At 73.4% G+C, this 18668-nt stretch carries 13 protein-coding genes and 1 tRNA gene; 6 read left to right on the top strand and 8 right to left on the bottom strand.

All coding sequences use genetic code 11. The features are described from left to right. Window positions 1-1748 (bottom strand): DEAD/DEAH box helicase family protein (locus ACRWND_RS10620; RefSeq protein ID WP_431948400.1); only part of this gene is annotated, 1748 nt, incomplete at its 3' end. Window positions 1749-2107: 359 nt separating this feature from the next. Between ACRWND_RS10620 and ACRWND_RS10615 the strand changes: the two genes are divergently transcribed. Continuing rightward, complete coding sequence (locus ACRWND_RS10615; RefSeq protein WP_431948398.1) at window positions 2108-2326, top strand: DUF2277 domain-containing protein; 219 nt, start codon at window positions 2108-2110, stop codon at window positions 2324-2326. A gap of 207 nt (window positions 2327-2533) precedes the next feature. Here ACRWND_RS10615 and ACRWND_RS10610 read toward each other — a convergent pair whose 3' ends face one another. The 6 genes from ACRWND_RS10610 to ACRWND_RS10585 form a co-directional block, all read right to left on the bottom strand. Next, window positions 2534-3046: a DUF6114 domain-containing protein gene (locus ACRWND_RS10610; RefSeq protein WP_431948396.1), complete on the bottom strand. Its 513-nt coding sequence runs from the start codon at window positions 3044-3046 to the stop codon at window positions 2534-2536. 10 nt (window positions 3047-3056) lie between these two features. Beyond that, window positions 3057-3239 carry a hypothetical protein gene (locus tag ACRWND_RS10605; RefSeq protein ID WP_431948394.1) on the bottom strand — a complete coding sequence of 61 codons (183 nt, stop codon included), beginning with the start codon at window positions 3237-3239 and terminating at the stop codon, window positions 3057-3059. Between the two features lie 130 nt (window positions 3240-3369). Further along, complete coding sequence (locus ACRWND_RS10600) at window positions 3370-4968, bottom strand: PrsW family glutamic-type intramembrane protease (protein WP_431948392.1); 1599 nt, start codon at window positions 4966-4968, stop codon at window positions 3370-3372. A gap of 68 nt (window positions 4969-5036) precedes the next feature. Further along, a complete protein-coding gene (gene trmB / locus ACRWND_RS10595; protein ID WP_431948390.1) occupies window positions 5037-5795 on the bottom strand; it encodes a tRNA (guanosine(46)-N7)-methyltransferase TrmB in 759 nt (252 codons plus the stop codon). A gap of 91 nt (window positions 5796-5886) precedes the next feature. Then, window positions 5887-7116 (bottom strand): L-2-hydroxyglutarate oxidase, encoded by a 1230-nt coding sequence (gene lhgO, locus ACRWND_RS10590; protein WP_431948388.1) that lies wholly within the window; start codon window positions 7114-7116, stop codon window positions 5887-5889. A gap of 464 nt (window positions 7117-7580) precedes the next feature. After that, the gene (locus ACRWND_RS10585) at window positions 7581-8993 is read right to left on the bottom strand and encodes an MFS transporter (RefSeq protein ID WP_431948386.1); all 1413 of its coding nucleotides are present in this window, start codon (window positions 8991-8993) and stop codon (window positions 7581-7583) included. Window positions 8994-9765: 772 nt separating this feature from the next. Here ACRWND_RS10585 and ACRWND_RS10580 point away from each other — a divergent pair. The 5 genes from ACRWND_RS10580 (at window position 9766) to ACRWND_RS10560 (ending at window position 16774) form a co-directional block, all read left to right on the top strand. Beyond that, on the top strand, window positions 9766-11802 hold the full coding sequence (locus ACRWND_RS10580; RefSeq protein ID WP_431948384.1) for an asparagine synthase-related protein: 2037 nt from the start codon (window positions 9766-9768) through the stop codon (window positions 11800-11802). A 249-nt stretch (window positions 11803-12051) separates the two neighbouring features. Next, on the top strand, window positions 12052-13263 hold the full coding sequence (locus ACRWND_RS10575) for a DNA polymerase III subunit delta' (protein WP_431948382.1): 1212 nt from the start codon (window positions 12052-12054) through the stop codon (window positions 13261-13263). A gap of 642 nt (window positions 13264-13905) precedes the next feature. Beyond that, on the top strand, window positions 13906-14913 hold the full coding sequence (locus ACRWND_RS10570; protein ID WP_431948380.1) for a hypothetical protein: 1008 nt from the start codon (window positions 13906-13908) through the stop codon (window positions 14911-14913). Between the two features lie 102 nt (window positions 14914-15015). Continuing rightward, window positions 15016-16584, top strand: a complete 1569-nt coding sequence (locus ACRWND_RS10565; RefSeq protein ID WP_431948378.1) for an alpha/beta hydrolase — start codon at window positions 15016-15018, stop codon at window positions 16582-16584. Between the two features lie 116 nt (window positions 16585-16700). After that, a tRNA-Thr gene (locus ACRWND_RS10560) sits at window positions 16701-16774 on the top strand. 410 nt (window positions 16775-17184) lie between these two features. Here ACRWND_RS10560 and ACRWND_RS10555 read toward each other — a convergent pair. Then, entirely contained in the window at window positions 17185-17679 is a 495-nt protein-coding gene (locus tag ACRWND_RS10555) for an allene oxide cyclase barrel-like domain-containing protein (RefSeq protein ID WP_431948376.1), read from the bottom strand. Window positions 17680-18668 lie beyond the last annotated feature (989 nt).

Genomic DNA, 18668 nt, shown 5'->3' with positions numbered 1-18668 from the left:
CCACCAGATCGCTCACACATCACCAACGACCCAGAACCCAAACCGTTTCGGATCAATAGGGCCCTCATGGAGCCGGGGTCGGTGACCTTGTCATGGACGGCTTGGACGACGAGGCGGGCGCGAGCGTCGTTGCCGGTGAAGAGGTTGTCCAGCCCGGTCCTGTCGTAGGCGCCCGCCTTCCACGCGATGGCGCTCATGTCGGCGTTGTCGGTGATGCCGAAGTAGTGGAAGGGGGTCAGCAGGTCGTTCTCAAGGGCCTCCCACAGCCGCATCTCGGCCGCGATGCGACCGTCGAAGAACTCGTCCTGGATGTTTTGGCCGTCCATGCGCTCTGGGGTTGCCGTGAGGCCCAGCAGCTCTTGCGGAGCGAAGTGGTCGATGATCTTCCGGTAGGTGGGGGAGACGCCGTGGTGGAACTCGTCGATCACGACGACGTCGAAGTGGTCGGGTGCGAAGCGGTCCAGGGCCTTGGCGTTCAGGGACTGGACGCTCGCGAATACGTGCGTCCAATCGTTCGGGATCTCTCCACCTACGAGGAGCTCTCCGAAGTTCGCGTCGACGAGTACATCCTGGTAGGTGCGCAGGGACTGCTCGAGTATCTCTTTGCGGTGAGCGACGAAGAGCAGCTTCAGGTCGCGACCGTTCTTGCTCCGTAGGTGTTTGTAGTCGAGGGCTGCCATGACGGTCTTGCCCGTGCCCGTGGCTGCCACGAGGAGGTTCCGATGCCGATCGTGGACCTCCCGCTCCACTTCGAGTCGCTCCAGCATGTCGCGCTGGTGCGGGTAGGGGCGAACCTCAAGCCCCGAGAGACTGAGCCTTTGGCCGCTGCCGGGCGCACTTCCGCCGCCTGCTGTGATGAGTGCCTCGTCGAGCCGACGGGCGTCCCGGTCGGGGTCGTACGACTCGAACGCCGGCTCGCTCCAGTAGGCGTCGAAGGTTGCCTCGAACTTCCGCAGAACGCTGGGCGTGGCTACCGACGACAGCCGTACGTTCCACTCCAGTCCGTCCAAGAGAGCAGCTTTGGAGAGATTGGAACTGCCCACGTAAGCCGTGTCATAACCGGTTTTGCGTCGGAAGAGCCATGCCTTGGCGTGCAGCCTCGTGGAGCGCAGCTCGTAATTGACCTTGACCTCGGCGCCGAACTCCCGAACGAGACGATCCAGGGCACGGCGTTCGGTGGCGCCGACGTATGTCGTGGTAATGACGCGGATGGGCACACCGCGCTCGTTCGCTGCACGGAGGGACTGCTCCAAGACACGCAACCCGTGCCATTTGACGAAGGCGCAGAGCAGATCGACTCTGTCCGCAGTAGCCAGTTCGGCACGGAGTTCGTAGCCGAGGCTGGGGTCCTCGGGGGAGTTCGTGATCAGCGCGGTTTCGGACAGGGGTGTCGCGGGGCGGATCGCGTACACGCCCTCTGCATCTTGTTGGGCTAGCGCCAGCAACTGCCGCGGGCCGTCAGAGACGAGATCCGTCGCGTGCTGGGCACCTTTGATCGAGCTCATGGACTCGAGGATGAGGTTGGCGGCGACAACCTGTTCGGACGGTGTCAGTCCCGCGAGAACGCGCTCAACGCTGCCCGCGATATGGCGGGACAGCACGTGAGGAGCAGACTCGGTGCTGACGACCTCATCGACGGCGCTCCATCCATCGGTCCCGAGCTCTTTGATGCGCTCCTCGAGACTGTCGGTGATGAGTGACTCGTACAGCCCTGGAACGGGATCGAGGGTGTGCTTCGGATTCGTCACGTAGGCCCCCCCCTGAGGCGAATCGGCGTGAGCCAGTTTTAGCAGCAGCCACCGACATGTGCGGCGTCCGGTGCGCAGCGTCGGCGCAGCGTCGGCGGAGCGTCCGGTCGAGGCAGAGGCCGGGCGCGCGTGGGAGCGCGTGGTGCGGGTCGCGGGCGCGGGGGTTTGGCTTGCCGGGACGGGGTGGTGGCGGCCAGCACGAAGGCTGCGGCGTCCGGTGGCGCAGTTATGCGGGGAAGCCGGTGCCTGGGGCTGACGGTGGAGGGCGATGCCCGCGCCCCGGTCGGGAGGCGGTTGGTGGTGTGGCCGGCGGCCGTGTGCCGGGTGGGCCTGACAGTGGGCGCGGGCACACTGGTGGCATGTGCCGAAGCATCAAGACTCTGCGCCCGCCCATGACGCCCGAGGTCGGCGACGAGGACATCAGGGCCGCAGCTTTGCAGTACGTGCGGAAGATCTCCGGCTTCCGGGCGCCTGCGGCGCACAACCGGGAGGCGTTCGACGAGGCCGTGGACGCCGTGGCGGCGGCCACGCGTGAGCTGCTCGCCGGGCTTCAGGTGCGGGGCCAGAGGACTTCGTAACCCCGAAGTGCGGCCGCGGGTCGACGGTTACTCCACGTGCGTGTGGGATGACGGTAAGTTATGGAGCGCTCGAAGCCAACCGTCGTTGCACTGAGGTGTGCCATGTCAGAAGTCTTCCGTAGGGCCCTCGTCGTCACCGCTCTGACCGCTGTGCTGCTGGCCAGCGCCGTCGTGTGCCAGTCAGCGGACTGACGCCGCCGACCTCCGTCACGAGGCCGTGGGCGGCGTCGGCTCGGAGTCGCCCGCGGGAGCGGGTGCGGTGTCGTTCGGTACGTCGGGGCCCGTGGTGCCGTGCCCGCCGCCCCAGTCGGGAACGGGCCTGGAGCGCCGTCCGTGACCGCCGTCGTCGTCCTCGTCCGGCATCCAGTCGACCGCCATGGCCCCGCCGGCGACGCCCATCAGGAAGCCGATGAGGAAGCCGCCGAAGTTGGACAGCACCAGGGAGGCGACGGAGCAGAGCAGGGCGGCGACGCCGATGACGGCCCGGTGGCGCGGGGCGAGCCACAGGGTGAGGCCGAGGACGAGCAGGAAGACGCCCATGAGGAGGCCGGAGACACCGGCGATGCCCCCTTGGATCATGAGCGAGGGCTGTGCGAGCGGGATGAAGAGGATCTCCGCTCCGGCGAGCAGGGTCCACGTTCCTGCCCAGAAGGGACGGCCGCGGCGCCAGGCGCGGTAGCGGGTGCGGAGTGCTCCGGCACGGCTCGGAACGCGGGTCACGGCGGATCTCCTAGCAGCAGGAGCGGTCGTCGCGCAGCACCCGCACGCTTCCGGCGTCCCCGAGGGACGCGGCGAGCGCACGGGTGGCCGGGCTCTCGAGGGCGGACTGCTCTCCGCCGCTGCGGCCGGTGGCGGCGACGGCGGCGGCCTGGTCCGTGGTGGGCCGCAACCCGGTGGGCTCGGTGGTCAGCACATCCCGACAACCGTGGGGACGTCCGGTCGGTCGCTGGGCGCGGGCGGTGATCACCCCGCTGGTCGTACGCGCTCGCCCGTCCGGGTGGTACGCGGACGGCGTCGCGGGCCATGGGCTCCGGCGACCGAAATCAGCGGGGCTGTGCGTCGCCCGAGGGGTCCTCGTCCGGGACGGCTGCCTGCCCGCCCCATCCCTGCTGCGGCGGCACCTGGGGAAGGCCCGGTCCCCAGCCCTGTGGATAGGCCCCCTGCGCCCCCGGCTGCGCGGGCTGCTGCGGCCACGCCTGCCGCTGCGGCCGGCCCGGCGAGTGCGGCCACGCCTGCTGCGGCCACGTCTGCTGACGCGGCCACGCCTGAGGTGCCGGCCATGCATGCGCGAGCGGCCAGGGCTGCCCGTACGGCGAGGGCGTCACCCAGGAGTAGACCGGCGGGAAAACGGGCCGGATGGCGTGGGCGGCATGCACGAGCGCGGGCTGGGCGACGGCCTTGCGCTCCCACAGGTGGTGCAGTAGCTCCTGCTCCCGGACCTGGAAGTCGGCGCCGGCCGCCCCGCGGTTCGCGCGGGCTCGCAGAAAGGCGAGCGAGGTCGCGAAGGACACGTACTCGCGGACGGCGCGGGCGGCCGCCTTGCCCTGCGCGGCGCGGGCGGCGGAGCGGGCGAGCCCGCGGCCCCTCATGGAGCCGATGGCGGTGGGCTCGGGCGGGCTGAGCCAGCCGGCCATGGCGTACTGGGGCAGCTGGGCGCGGATCGTCTTGAGCTCGTTCGAGCGGGACCAGATCGCGAGCCAGACCAGCAGGCCGAGGAGCGGGACCATCACCGTCGCGTAGACGGCGAGGAAGCCGAGCGGGCTGAACGAGGCGGAGCCGTTCCAGGTGCCGTGCAGGACCATCGCGAGCAGCCAGCCGCCCACCGGCGCCAGCCAGCGGCGGGCCTGGCCGGGGCGGGAGGTGGCGGCGATGGCGAAGCCGATGCCGGTGAGCGAGGTGAACAGCGGGTGCGCGAAGGGGGTCATCACGATCCGGACGACGAACATCGCCGCGGTCGTGCCCAGGCCGCCGTGAGGGCCGTACGCCTGGTCCTCGGCGAAGCCGGAGCCCAGGTAGAGGATGTTCTCGGTGAACGCGAAGCCGGTGGCGGTGAGTCCGGCTATGACGACCCCGTCGACGATCCCGGTGAAGTCGCGGCGGCGGAAGAGGAAGAGCAGCAGGATGGCGGCGCCCTTGGTGCTCTCCTCCACGACAGGGGCCACGAAGGTCGCCCCCCAGACGTTGCTCTGCGAGTCGGTGGCGGTGAAGGCCGTCGCGAGCAGTTCGGTCGCATATGTGTTGGCGAGGAGGGCGACCAGCGTGGCGGCGCACGCACCCCAGACGAAGGCGAAGAGAGCGTCACGCAGGGGTGTCGGCTCCACCCGGTCCAGCCACAGGAAGGCACCGCCGAGGATCGGGACCGGCAGGACGGCGAGGATCAGACCGACCAGCAGGCCCTCCGTGCCGGTCTGCCGGCGCACCAGCGCAAGGATGATCACTCCGCATAGCGCGAGCACGGAGAAGAGCGCCACCAGCCAGAACGTCCGGTTCGCCCAGAAGCGCCGTCGCGGCTTGTAGTGCCACTGCGCGGGCGCGGGCAGAGCGAACTGGGGTTGCTGCAGGCGTTCCGGGGACTCGGGTGCGACGGGTCGGTCCGCCGGCCCTGGGAGGGGCGAGTCGGGCGCTTGCGGGTACGAGGACACTCGCTGACCTTACGGGGCGGCGACCTCGTGGCGCGACGGTGTGACGGTGATTCCGCACCACCGGACGGTCACCGGCGTTCGAAGACCAGGTCGTGGACGACGTGCCCCTTGGCGAGGCCCTGGCGCTCGAACTTCGTCATCGGGCGGAACGACGGGCGCGGCTCGGCGTAGCCGGTGGCCGTGGCGTAGGTGTTCACCAGGCCGGGCTCGGCCGTCAGCACCTCGAGCATCTGCTCGGCATACGGCTCCCAGTCGGTCGCGCAGTGCACGGTCGCGCCGGGGCGCAGCCGCGACACGGCGAGCGCCACGAACTCCGGCTGGATCATGCGGCGCTTGTGGTGGCGGGCCTTGGGCCACGGGTCGGGGAAGTAGACCCGCAGGCCGGCCAGCGAGCCGGGGGCGAGCATGTCACGCAGCAGGACGACGGCGTCGCCGTTGGCGACCCGGACGTTGCGCAGGCCCTCGCGCTCGGCGAGGTGGACGAGGTTGCCCTGGCCGGGGGTGTGCACGTCCGCGGCGAGGATGCCTGTGCGGGGGTCGGCGGCGGCCATCGCGGCGGTGGCGTCGCCCATGCCGAAGCCGATCTCCAGGACGACGGGGCGGTCCGGGCCGAGGTCGGCGTCGGCGAAGAGCTTGTCCAAATCGAGCGGCGTGCCGTCGATGTCGACGCCCCAGTCCGCCCAGCGCCGCTCCAGCGCCGCCCGCTGGCCGTGGGTGACCCGGCCGCGGCGGGGGTGGAAGGTGCGGATGCGCTGCTCGGTGTGCGCGTTCGGGTGCGGGTGGGAGGCGGGGCCGCCCGGGAAGTGGGGGGTGCGGGACTTCGACATGATGCGTCGATTTTACGTACGTGCCGGTCGCGTACGTGTCCTGCCGTGCTGCCGTGTGTGCTGGGGACGTACGCCGACGCATAGGTGCCGGTCAGGCGCGTTCCAGAACCGCCAGCGCCCGGCGGGCGATCTCCCGGCCGATCGGCAGGGAGGCCGTCGCGGCGGGAGAGGGGGCGTTGAGCACGTGGATGAAGGGGCCGTCGCCCGCGATGAGGAAGTCGTCGACGAGCGTCCCGTCGCGCAGCACGGCCTGCGCCCGTACCCCGGCCTCCGCGGGCACGAGGTCGTCGGCGTTCACCTCGGGCAGCAGTCGCCGTACGGACGCGACGAAGGCACGCTTCGACACCGAGCGGCCGACCTCGCCGACCTCGTAGCGCCAGTGGCGGCGGGCGATCCGCCACGTGCCGGGGAACGCGGCCGTCTCGAGGAGGTCGCGCGGGCGCACGGTGCGCCGCCGGTAGCCCTCGCGGGCGAGCGCCGGGACGGCGTTGGGGCCGACGTGCACCGAGCCGTCGACGCCCCGGGTCAGGTGCACCCCGAGGAAGGGGAACGCGGGGTCCGGGACGGGGTAGACCAGGCCGCGCACGAGGCCGGCGCGGGCCGGGCGCAGCTCGTAGTACTCGCCGCGGAAGGGCAGGATGCGCACGCCTGCGATGTCCTCGTCCGTGGCTCCGGCCATGCGGGCGACGCGGTCGCAGTGCAGGCCCGCGCAGTTCACCAGCGCCCTGGCCCGGACCGGGGGGCCGCCGCGGGGCTCGACGATCACGGTCCGCCCGTCGCGGTGGAGCGCCCGGACCTCCGTGCCGTATGAGACGCGGGCCTCGCCGCGGCCGCCTTCGGTGGCGAGACGGGCCATGGCCGCGGCGACGGCGGTGAAGTCGCAGACCCCCGTCGTGCCGACGTGGATCGCCGCCAGGCCGCGTACGTGGGGCTCCCGCTCGGCGATCTGGGCGGGGCCCAGTTCCCGCACCGGGATGTCGTTCTGCCGCCCGCGCTGGACGAGGGCGTGCAGCCGGGGCAGCTCGTCCTTTTCCGTGGCGACGATCAGCTTGCCCGTCACATGGTGCGGGATGTCGTTGCCGGCGCAGAACTTCACCATCTCGGCGGCGCCTTGTGTCGCGTACCGCGCCTTGAGGGAGCCGGGGCGGTAGTAGACGCCGCTGTGGATCACGCCGCTGTTGTGGCCGGTCTGGTGGCGTGCGGGGCCGTCCTCCTTGTCCAGGACGAGGACGGACGTGCCGGGGGAGGTGCGGGTGATCGCGTAGGCGGTCGCCAGGCCGACGATGCCGGCGCCGATGACGACGACGTCCGCGGTGTCCATGCGCGCGGTCACCTCCCGCGTAAGGCTTGGCCCGCAACAGCCCGCGGCAAACCTGCGCCGGCGCCGGTGGGGGCGGTACGTCGGCTGTCGCGCCGTCTCGCGCCGTCTCGCGCCGGGGCGCGCAGATGCGGGCTGCGGACGGGGAGGGTGCCTGCTTGAGGCTCCGCTGCGCGGGCGGGTGGGTGGCGTGGGTTCAGGCGCCGACCCCGCTCCGGCGCCTGGACCTCGGCCGGCCACCCGGGCCCGCACACTGCCGAGGAGGGCCGCCCCAGCCCGCCCTCTCCGCAGTCCGCCTCTGTGCGCCTGAAGGGCGCGAGACGGCGGGAGAGCCGAATCGCAACCGCCGCGACAGCACTCCGCCCCCGTCCGCAGCCCGCCGAAGTACTGCCCCCATCACCGCCTCCGGCTGCGCCGCACGGGCCGCGAGGGGCGCCGAGAGCACCCCTCGCGGCCCCGGCGGGCGGCTACGCGGGGGCGGCCAGCAGCGGACGGGCGCGCTCGCGCAGCTCCGCGACGCGCGGCTCGTTCCCGTACGGCTCCAACCGCTGCAGGAGGTCGCGCACGTACTCCGTCGTCCGGGCCGACGAGATCCGCCCGGCGACCTCCACCGCCTTGGCCCCGGCCGCGCAGGCCGCGTCCAGGTTGCCGGACTCGAGCTCCGCGACCGCCGAGACGACGAGCCGCAGGCCGTGCGAGCGCACGAACTCCTCCGTGGGCTGTGCGAGTGCCGTCTCCGTGAAGCGGCGCACCTGCCCGGGCACGCGCAGGTCGCGGTAGCACTCGGCGGCGTCCGCGGCGAGGCGGTCGTAGGAGTAGAAGCCGAGCCAGGGAGGGTCGGCGTCGCCGTCGCGGGCGCGGTCGAGCCAGGACTCGGCGGCCGCCAGCGCCGTGGCACAGGCGGCGCTCTCGTCGGCCTTGGCGTGGGCGCGCGCCTCGACGAGGTGGAAGAAGGACATCGTGCGGGCCGTGGCGAGACCGCGGTTGCGTTCCAGCGCGGCCTGGGCCAGATCCACGCCTTCGTCGGCGAAGCCGCGGTATGTGGCCTGGAGGGACATCGACGCCAGCACGTAGCCGCCGAGGGGGACGTCGGCCGCGGCGCGGGCGAGCCGCAGCGCCTGGATGTAGTACCGCTGGGCGGCCTCCTGCTGACCGGTGTCGAAGGCCATCCACCCGGCGAGCCGGGTGAGTTCGGCGGTGGCCCCGAAGAGGGAGCGGCCGACCTCGTCGCTGTACGAGCCGAGCAGAAGCGGCGCCGCCTCGACCCGCAGGCACTCGGGGACCATGCCGGAACGCCAGTCGCCGCCGCCGTACTTGGAGTCCCAGCGCCTGGCGTCCTCCGCTGCCTCGCGGAGCTTGGCGACGTCGGAGTGGCCGACGTGGTGCGTGCCCGGTGCCGGGTCCTCGCGGGCGACGCGGGCGTCGGCCGGGGTTATCAGCCAGCGGGAGGCGGGCGTGACGTACGCGCTGACCGCGAAGGAGCCGGCGAGGCTCTGCCAGATGCCGCCGCCGCCCGGGCCGCGTCGGCCGGGGTCGAGCTTCCACAGATCGGTGGCGGACTTGACGGCCTCCCCGACGTCGCGCGGGAAGGCGAGGCCCACCTCGGGCGCGGGGTCGGCGTCGGCGAGGCCGATCTCGTGCAGGGGCACGGGACGGCCCAGCTTGCTGCCGATCGCCGCCGCTATCAGGTGCGGGGCGGCGCCCTGAGGCACCATGCCCTTGGTGACCCAGCGGGCGACGGAGGTCTTGTCGTACCGCAGGGTCAGACCGCGCTGGGCGCCGAGGTCGTTGACCCTGCGGGCGAGTCCCGCGTTGCTGATGCCGGCCAGGGCGAGGAGGGTGCCGAGTTTCTCGTTGGGTCCTCGGGGTTCTTTGGTCACGACCACTACCACCTCTCGCCGTAAGCGCGAGGGCCGCGTTCGCCTGCCACGCCTGTCACACCCTCTCGACGCACAACAACGGCTGACCCGGCGCCTCTCGGGGAGGGGTGTCGGGGCCGCCGCTGCCCGCCATCGGGCATGCGCCGGACCCCGAGCTGCCGGGACAGCGCTTCTCGGGTGCACCCAGCGTAGTTCGCCGTATCCCGTCCGTTAAGAGTTGTTGTCCCGGATGGCGAGATTCCTGCCCTGCATGTGGCCTGGCGACTCCTGCGTGTGGCGCGTGCTACCGGCGTATGCGGCCGTGCGCCCACACGCGCGCTCTGTACCGGTTCGGGCGGTGGCGCTTCCATGGTGGCGTGGGTCGGCCCGCGGCTCCTATGTGCGGCTAATGGGGGGTAGCGGCGGGTCAGGGGGCTCCGTCACCACCATCCCCGCGGGTGGCGGACCGGTCCGGGGGGTGCGGCACACCTCCCGGACCGCGACCTCCGCACGTCGCACATCGGGCGAAAGCGGGCTGCCCGGACATTGACCTGAAGGCGACGTTTGAAATCCGGTTGCCCGCTCCAAATGACCTTTTCGAGTGGGGAGTTGGGCCGAACCGGTCCGCACCGGACCGCGTGTGGGGCGCGGTCCGGCGCTCAGGCATGCCCTCATGCGCCGCTTTGTGCGCCGCTCCGTGGCAGCATGTTCCTCGGACGGGGCGGCAGTTCGGCCTGCCGCGGGGCCGGTTGGCCACGGTGGCCCACGTAATCCACGACCTGTGGAGGCGGCGATGCGGTGGTTGGTGGGGTGGAGCAGCGCTGCCGTGGGACAGCTTCCCGGCGTACGCGCCGACCGCACCCTGCATCCCGTCGGCGCCCGACTCCTGTGGGACGACCCCGATCCGCTGTGGCTGGTGGGCGACTGGCGCCGCGACGAGGTGCGGATCGTCCACGCCGAGAACGGCTCCATGGCACGACTGGCCGTGCTGGGCCACTGCGCGGCCTCCGACGCCGACCTGCGCGTCGGGCTGTTCGCGGCGCGCGGCGGGGCGCTGCGCCATCTGACGGCCTGGGCCGGGAGCTACACCTGCGTCCTGCAGATCGGCCGCCGCATCACGGTGCTGGGCGACCTCGCGGGCGCCCGGCCGGTGTTCCACACCCGGTGGGAGCGGGGCACGGCGTACGGAACGGCCGCGCTGCCGCTGGCCGACCTCACCGAGGCCGCCCTGGACGTGACCTATCTCGCGGCGCTGCTGGCCTGCCCCGACTCGCCCGAGGCGCTCGGCGAGGGCACCCCGTACGCCGGGGTGCGCCGGGTGCCGCCCGGGCACGCGCTCATCATGCGCGACGGGGTGCCCGAGGTCAGCGGTTACGAGCCCACCGCCTCGCTCGCCGTCGCCGGCACTCCGGCCCCCGCCGCCGATCCGGAGCGCGCGATCGCCGGCATACGCGACGCTCTGGTGGACGCCGTCCGGACGCGCCTTGCCGGGCCCCGCTTCGTACCGGAACCGGGCGAGGCCCCGGCGCCGGGCGTCGGCGCCGACCTCTCCGGGGGCAGCGCCTCCTCCACGCTCGCCCTGCTCGCCGCCGGGCTGCCGGGGATGCCGGGCACCATGCCCGGGCGCGGCTCCGCGGCGGGGCAGCGGCTGCTGGCGGTGACCTTCAACGACCTCGCCACGGGAACCGTCCGGGCGCGCGAGGCGGAGCTGGAACGGGCCCGCAGCATGGCCGCCGACCCCCGCCTGCGCCATGTCGTCGTGCCGGGCGGACCGGAGTCCCTGCCGTACGCCGACCTCCTGGACAGCGGGCCGCTCACCGACGAACCGGGCCCCTCGCTGATCACCGCGGAACGGCACCGGCGGCGCCTCGCGGCGGGCGGCGCCGACCATTTCGTGGGGCACGGCGCACGGCAGGTGCTGGACGCCCATCCGGCGCGGCTCGCGGATCTGCTGCTGGACCGGCGGCGGCGCGGCCTGCTGCGTCCCGTCACGGCCCTGGCACGGGCGGACGGTCCTTCCGGGCGCTCGGTCCTCGTGCCCTTCACCGTGTACCGGGCGGCGCGACGGCTGGCCCGCACCAGCTACCGGCAGGGCGTGGAGGACGCCGCGGCACGGCTGATGAACCGGCGCTTCGAGGAGCACGGCGGCGCGCTGGCCGCGTCTCTGGCCGCCCTCACATGGTGCCGGCCGGGGCCCGCGGCGCGCTGGCTGACCGGTGAGGCGCTGGCCGAGGTGTCGGTGCGGCTGCAGGAAGCGGTGGCCCGGCCGGGCAGAACAGTGGAGCGTCCCGGTGAGCGCCGGGCACGCGCCGCGCTCGCCCGGCACGCCGCCGACCACCGGGTCTTCGAGCAGGCCGCGGCTGTGCGCAGCCAGCGGCTCCACGCGCCCTTCCTCGACAACCAGGTGGTGCGGGCGTGCCGGGAGCTGCCGGAGACGCTGCGCGTCCAGCCGGGGGCCCGCGCCACGATCCTGCGCTCGGTCCTGGCGGGCGCGGGCATCCGTGAGCTGCCGCCCGGCTGGGGCGCCAACTCGCACGCCTCCACGGCCGTCGCCGTCCGCGCCGGCCTGCGGTCGGCCGTCGACGACCTGCTCGACCTCTTCGAGGCCCCGCTGCTCGCGGACGCCGGACTCGTCGAGGCCCGGGTCGTACGGGGCGCCCTGCGCGCGGCGGCGGACGGCGAACCGGTGCCCGTCGACGGCCTCACCGACCTGGTCGCCACGGAGGTCTGGCTGCGCCGCCTGCTGGCCCGGCGCGGCTCCTGCTGGACGGGCACGGAGGTGCCGGAACAGCGTGCGGTGGCGGGCGGGGTGCGGCGGCTGCCGCTGTAGGGCGGCGCGGCTGCCGCCGTCGCGGCCCTGCCGGGCCTGGCCGCGCAGCCTATGGCGCGGCCACCGGCCCGTCCGCTGTCGGGTCTCGTAGGCAGGGGGCCGCGCAGGACTCGCGAAGCCGGCGCCAGGTGCCGGGCGCGCAGCGGCGCATCCCTGTGTCGGTGGTGTGCCCGACAATGGTGGGGTCTCGAGGCCGCGAGCCGGCCGGAGACGCGAGAGGCAGACGGCAGCACAGGACGGGCGGGCGCGATGGCGGTATGGGACGACCTGATCGGCCAGGACCGGGTGACGGAGCAGTTGGCCGCCGCCGCGCGGGACGCCGACGCCTTTGTGACGGCGGCAGCCGCGGGCACCACGCTGCCGTCCGCGTCGAAGATGACGCACGCCTGGCTGTTCACGGGCCCGCCCGGGGCGGGCCGTGACACAGCCGCCCGTGCCTTCGCCGCCTCCCTGCAGTGCGTCAGCCCGGACCGGGCCCTGGGCGGCGCGCCGGGCTGCGGTTTCTGCGACGGCTGCCACACGACGCTGGTGGGTACGCACGCCGACGTAGAGGTGGTCCGCACCGACCTGCTCTCCATCGGCGTCAAGGACACCCGCGAGCTCGTCCGCCGCGCCACGCTCTCGCCCGCCTCCGGCCGCTGGCAGGTGATCGTGCTGGAGGACGCCGACCGCCTCACCGAGGGTGCCGGCAATGTGCTGTTGAAGGCGGTGGAGGAGCCCGCGCCCCGGACGGTGTGGCTGCTGTGCGCGCCGTCCATCGAAGACGTGCTGCCGACGATCCGCTCGCGTTGCCGGCACCTGGTGCTGCGCACCCCGCCCGTGGACGCCGTCGCCGAGGTGCTGGTCCGGCGCGATGGCATCGACCCCGCGCTCGCCGGGGCCGCCGCGCGCGCCACGCAGGGCCACATCGACCGCGCCCGCCGGCTCGCCACCGACGAGGCGGCGCGCAGTCGCCGCGCGGCCGTGCTGCGGCTGCCGCTGCGCGTGGACGACGTCGGGGGCTGCCTCAAGGCCGCGCAGGAGCTGGTGGACGCGGCGACGGAGGACGCCAAGCAGGTCTCGGAGGAGATGGACGCCAAGGAGACCGAGGAGCTGCGCGCGGCGCTGGGCGCGGCCGCGGGGGCGGGCAGCCGAATGCCGCGGGGCACGGCGGGCGTGATGAAGGAGCTCGCCGACCGGCAGAAGCGCCGGTCCACCCGCACCCAGCGCGACACCCTCGACCTGGCCCTCACCGACCTCGCGGGGTTCTACCGGGACGTGCTGGCCGTGCAGGTCGGCACCTCCGTCGCGATCGCCAACGTCGAGGCCCGGGACGCCGTCGAGCGGATCGCGGCGGGCTCCCGGCCGGAGAACACCCTGCGCCGGATAGAGGCGGTGCTCGCCTGCCGTGAAGCCCTGGACAGGAACGTCGCGCCGCTGCTGGCGGTCGAGGCGATGACGCTGGCCCTGCGTGCGGGCTGACACAGCGCCGCGCGGGACGGCTCCTGGCGTGGGTCGGCGCCTGCGTGCGGTTGACCCTTGGGGGTGGGTCGGCGGCCTGCGTGCGGGCTGACACCGCGCCGCGCGGGACGGCTCCTGGCGTGGGTCGGCGGCCTGCGTGCGGTTGACCCGTGGCGTGGGTCGGCGGCCTGCGTGCGGTTGACCTGTGGGGTGGGTCGGCGGCCTGCGTGCGGGCTGACACAGCGCCGCGCGGGACGGCTCCTGGCGTGGGTCGGCGCCTGCGTGCGGTTGACCCTTGGGGTGGGTCGGCGGCCTGCGTGCGCGTTGCCCCTTGGGGTGGGACAGTCCCCCCAGCGTGTGGGCCGACCCCCGGCAGGTCCGATGGACCCCCGGGCGCGCGGGACGGCCGCGCGGCGTGCCGGACGGCCCGCGCGCGAGTGGCGCCGCGCCCTTGATCATCCGGCGGACGGGTGATCGTTTGCGCTGCCCGCGCGTTGCCGCTCCCCGGTGCGCCGGGCCTTACCGCAGGCTGCTGTGCGGTGCCCCCGGCCGCTGTCCCCGCGGGGGTGATCCCAGCGCACGGGATGCGCTCCCCCCTGCCTCCGGCGCGGGTGCCGCCCGTGCCCGAAGCACCGTTGGGGACGTCGCGAGGTGGTGCCGCACGTGCCCGAGGTGGCCGAGGTCGTCGTTCTGTACGCGCTGCTGACTGCGGCCGGGGCCGCAGCGGTGGCGCTCGCCCGCTCGGCGCTGCGGCACTGGTGGGAGCAGCGCGCGGGCCGCGTGTACGAACTGCCCGTGAAGCGCGTCGGCACGCTGCTGCGCGGGGCCGGCTCCGCGCTGGCCGCCACCGTGGTGATCACCCTGGCGGCCGACCTGCCGCCCGGCTCCGGGGCTCCGCCGTCCTCCCCGCCCCACTCGGTCACCGCCGCGGGGTCCCCGCCGCCCCGCCCGTCGCCGCCGCCGCGGCCGGTGCCGTCCGACCCCGCCGATGCCGGGCTGGTGCCGCCGCGCACCCTTGGTCACCCCGCCGGGGGCACGCTCCAGCAGTTGTCCGACGGCACGCGGGTCTGGCTGCCACCGCAGTACGACTACCCGGACTCCGCAGGCGTCTACTTCCCCCTGGTCGTGGCCCACGTCGACCCCGCCGACCCGGATCTGTTCGCCGGGTTCGCCGCCCAGTCGCTGCGGGGTGTCGCGGACCCCTTCGTCGTCGTGATGCCCGCCCGCTGCGACCCCGACGCCGGCCCCGCGCCCGTCCCGGCGGCGGTGGCCCGGCTCTACCGCGTCCTGCCCGGCCGCTCCGCGCGGGCGCTGCTGGGCGTCGACGAGGACGCGGCCTGCGTCGTGCGGCAGCAGCTGGCGGACCCCCGGGACTTCGTCTCGGCGATCGGCGTCTCGGGCGGCTACGCGGGGATCGACCGGTCCGGACCGCAGCCGTACTCACCCGACGGCCGCGACACCAGGGGGCGCGGCACGCCGCGCCCCGCGCTGCTGCTCGCCGTACCCTCCGGACAGGAGGCCGCGCGGCGCTCGGCCGTCGCCCTGCGCGGGCGGGTGCGCGACGTGACCGCCGAGGTCCGGCTGCTGGACGGCATCGCGCCTCGGCGGCGGCTGTTCGCCCTCGTCGCCGGCTACGCGACCGAGAAGCTCGACGGCCCTTACCGTCCCTGACGGCGCGGGCCGGAATCACCCGTACGAGGGCTGTGCAGGACGGTTCGCCACCGGCCCTGCGGATACGCTCCAGACCACCACCACGAGGGAACCGAGGCTCCGATGCACACCCCGCGCCTGCTCCGTACCTCCGGCACCGTCCTCGCCGTCGCCGGGCTGCTGCTGTCCGCGTGCACGACCGGTGGCAGCACCCACCGTGCCGCCGCATCGTCCCCGGCGGGGTCCCTCGGCGGGCCGCCCTCGGGCGTCGCCGCGGACGCCTTGGGCAACCTCCGGCCGTACTACGAGCAACGCCTGTCCTGGGGCGAATGCAAGGACATGCCGGGCATGCAGTGCGCCACCATGCGGGTCCCCCTCGACTACGCCCACCCGTCCGCCGCCACGGACCTCAAGCTCGCCGTCGCCCGGAAGCGGGCCGAGGACTCCGGCAAGCGGCTCGGCACCCTGCTGGTCAACCCGGGCGGCCCCGGCGGCTCAGCGATCGACTACCTGCAGTACGCGGCCTTCGGCTACCCCTCGGCGGTCACCTCCCGCTACGACATGGCCGCCATCGACCCGCGCGGCGTGGCCCGCAGCGAGCCCGTCGAATGCCTCAGCGACCGCCAGATGGACGCCTTCACGGCGACCGACGTCACCCCGGACGACGGCGCGGAGGTCAACGCCCTCGTCGCCGCCGACAAGGAGTTCGCCGGGGGCTGCGAGCAGCGCTCCGCCAAGCTGCTGCGGCACGTCAGCACGGTGGAGTCCGCCCGCGACATGGACGTCTTCCGCGCCCTGGCCGGCGACCGCAAGCTGACCTACGTCGGCAAGTCCTACGGCACCTTCCTGGGCGCCACCTACGCCGAGCTCTTCCCGGACAAGGCCGGCCGGCTCGTCCTCGACGGCGCGGTCGACCCGTCGATCTCCGCACTCGAGGCGAGCCGGGGGCAGGCCTCCGGCTTCGAGATCGCCTTCGACGCCTTCGCCGCGGACTGCATCACGCACCGCGACTGTCCGCTCGGCACCAAGAGCACCGAGGACGCCGGGCACCGCCTCGACGCCCTCTTCGAGCGACTGGACTCCAAGCCGCTGAGCACCGGCAGCGCCCGCAAGCTGACCGAGGCGCTCGCCACCACCGGCGTGATCGCCGCGATGTACGACGAGTCGACGTGGCCGACCCTGCGCGCCGCGCTCACCAAGGCGAACAAGGGCGACGGAAGCGGTCTGCTGGCGCTGTCCGACACGTACTACGAGCGCGACAGCCGCGGCCACTACGACAATCTCATGTACGCCAACGCCGCCGTCAACTGCCTCGACCTGCCGCCGGCCCTGTCCGGTCCGCAGGCCGCCGAGCAGTCCGTCGCCGCCTTCACCGAGGAGTCCCCGCACTTCGGCAAGAACCTCGTGTGGTCGAGCATGATCTGCGCCTATTGGGCCGTCCCGCCCACCGGCAGGCCGCACCGCATCGAGGCCGCCGGCGCGGACCCCATCCTCGTCGTCGGCACCACCCGCGACCCGGCGACGCCGTACGAGTGGGCCGAGTCCCTGGCCGGCCAGCTCGACTCCGGCGTCCTGCTCACCTACGACGGCGACGGCCACACGGCGTACGCCCGCGGCAGCGACTGCATCGACTCGGCCGTCAACCGCTACCTCCTGGAGGGCACGCCCCCGGCTGACGGCACGACCTGCTGACGGCGAGGGGCCCTCGGCCCTGCGTCCGGTGCGGCCGCGGCCGCACCTGGTCAGGGGCCCCTCAAGAACTGTGTAGACTTGTGCCCGCTGCCGATGCCAAGCTGTCTCGGCAGCTTGCCGCCTTAGCTCAGTCGGCCAGAGCGACGCACTCGTAATGCGTAGGTCAAGGGTTCGATTCCCTTAGGCGGCTCAGAGAGGCCCAGGTTCCCTGAGGGGAACCTGGGCTTTTTGTGTTCCGCGGACGAGCCGAGTGCGGCGCGCGAGCGCGAGCGTCCACGATCTGCCGGCGTCGGACTTCGACGACCTCGATGCCGGGTCCACAGAGCCAGCCGAGGTCCTCGGTGTCGGAGGTGAGGACGGTGACAGGCCCTTGCGCGGAGCGGGCGACGGCAGCCGGAACGGCGTCGATGGCGTACTCGTGGCCGCTGAGGCGGGGTGGTTGGCCGGCACCGGAACTGTTCGGCCCAGACAGCGGCCGGCGCAGTGGGCCGCGTTCCTGAGGGGCCCTGACCGCTCGAAGGGCGAAGGGCCAGGTCAGAGATGCTGACCTGGCCCTTCGTCATGAGCGGGCGGCGCCGTCGGGCACCCTGCGCCCGGACGTCACCTGGTGACGTGGACGGTCAGCCTGGCATGCGTGGCGTCGATGTTGACGCCGTCCATGTAGCCGCGGGCGTCGCGGTACGTGCCGGTACCGCCGGTGATCGCCAGGGTGAACCTGGTCGGGAAGCTGACGATGAAGGGTGCGAAGCCCTGCAGGGTGATGTCGCCCTTGGCCAACCGGAGGGTGGATTCGCACTGCCGCAGGCTGTTCTGGAGGCTGATGACGGTGCAGACGAAGCCGCCGGTGCCCACCTTGCGGCCGTTCTGGAAGAAGTCCGAGAAGCCGATGGCCTCGTCGCCGAGGCTCGTTCCCGGGGCGCCCACGTCGACGGAGGCGAACTCCCTCACCGAGTCGTCCAGTCTGATGACCTGCTCACCGACGCCATGGGGGCCGGGGTCGCGGTCCGGGGATGTGGCCTGCGCGTGCGGTCCGCAGGCGAGGACCGCGGCGAGCACGGCGGCCGCGACCGGCGCCACTGCCTTGATACGACGCATCGTGCGTCTCCTTCGAGCTGGGTGGAGTGACAGGCGGTGATCAGTCCGCTTATCGCTTCATTCATGGCTCAATCGGCGGCCCGGTGCCTCGGAGGCGCATCGGCGGCGCGGAAAGACGACCCGTTCGGACGCGGGCCTAACGTCTGTGGGGTGGACGCCGTTCGCTCTCGAGTCCCGAAAGCCGGAGAGCGCACCCGTGGCTCATGCGGTTGCGCCGTCAATGAGACGTGAACGTGGCGCGAAGATTGCCGAGGTTCGGCAATGCGTGTGGGCCCCGGCCCTGGCCATCATCGTCATGGCACCGACAACGGGAGCCGCCGCACGAAGCGGGGGGAAGGCAGGGGTGCGCGACTTCTTCGACGCCGCGCTCGTCATCCGAGCGCCCTGTTCGGCTTCGCGCTCGTGGTGGCCATCGGGTACTGGGGGAGTGCTCTGCTCGGTGGCTTGGACGTCGACGCCCTCGACGGGGGCACGGGGGTGAGGGTGTCGACGCCCACCGCGGAGACCACGGGGGCGCGGGGGACTTCGCCGGCTTCCTTGCCGGGATCGGACTGGGCGGGGTCCCGGTCACCGTCTCGCTGTCGCTGCTGATCGGCGTCGGGGGCGTGGTTCACCGCGCTGGCCGGGCCGGGGTGACCGGCGGGCCGTCCAACGGCAGTGGGGTCCTGGCCGGAGCGCCGGTGTGCTCCTGGGCGGCACGTGTGCGGTGCTCCTGCCGCTGCGCCGTCTGGTACCCCGAGAACACCCGCCCTCGCGCACCGACTTCGTCGGCAGGGTCCGCGTCGTCCGCACCGGTCGTGTCAGCGACGGGTTCGGGCAGGCCGAGGTCACCGCCGCCGACGGATCGACCTCCGTTCTCCAGGTGCGCACGGCCGGGCCCGACGAGGGCCTGGTGAGCGGCATGGGACCCTCGCCGGCGCGCAGGCCGCGCGCTGGGACGAGGTCAAGGCGGCGCCGGCGAAGGCCGTGCGCGGACGGAAGGCGCAGTA

The sequence above is a fragment of the Actinacidiphila sp. bgisy167 genome (genome assembly GCF_965342175.1).
In the GTDB taxonomy this organism is placed as follows: domain Bacteria; phylum Actinomycetota; class Actinomycetes; order Streptomycetales; family Streptomycetaceae; genus Actinacidiphila.
Note: the sequence above shows the minus strand (reverse complement) of the source record. Positions and strands in the feature narration are given on the sequence as shown.

Coding starts and splice junctions, on each gene's coding strand:
- ACRWND_RS10575 (WP_431948382.1), top strand. CDS start 12,052: ATGGCGGTATGGGACGACCTGATCGGCCAGGACCGGGTGACGGAGCAG.
- lhgO (WP_431948388.1), bottom strand. CDS start 7,116: ATGGACACCGCGGACGTCGTCGTCATCGGCGCCGGCATCGTCGGCCTG.
- ACRWND_RS10565 (WP_431948378.1), top strand. CDS start 15,016: ATGCACACCCCGCGCCTGCTCCGTACCTCCGGCACCGTCCTCGCCGTC.
- ACRWND_RS10580 (WP_431948384.1), top strand. CDS start 9,766: ATGCGGTGGTTGGTGGGGTGGAGCAGCGCTGCCGTGGGACAGCTTCCC.
- ACRWND_RS10555 (WP_431948376.1), bottom strand. CDS start 17,679: ATGCGTCGTATCAAGGCAGTGGCGCCGGTCGCGGCCGCCGTGCTCGCC.
- trmB (WP_431948390.1), bottom strand. CDS start 5,795: ATGTCGAAGTCCCGCACCCCCCACTTCCCGGGCGGCCCCGCCTCCCAC.
- ACRWND_RS10615 (WP_431948398.1), top strand. CDS start 2,108: ATGTGCCGAAGCATCAAGACTCTGCGCCCGCCCATGACGCCCGAGGTC.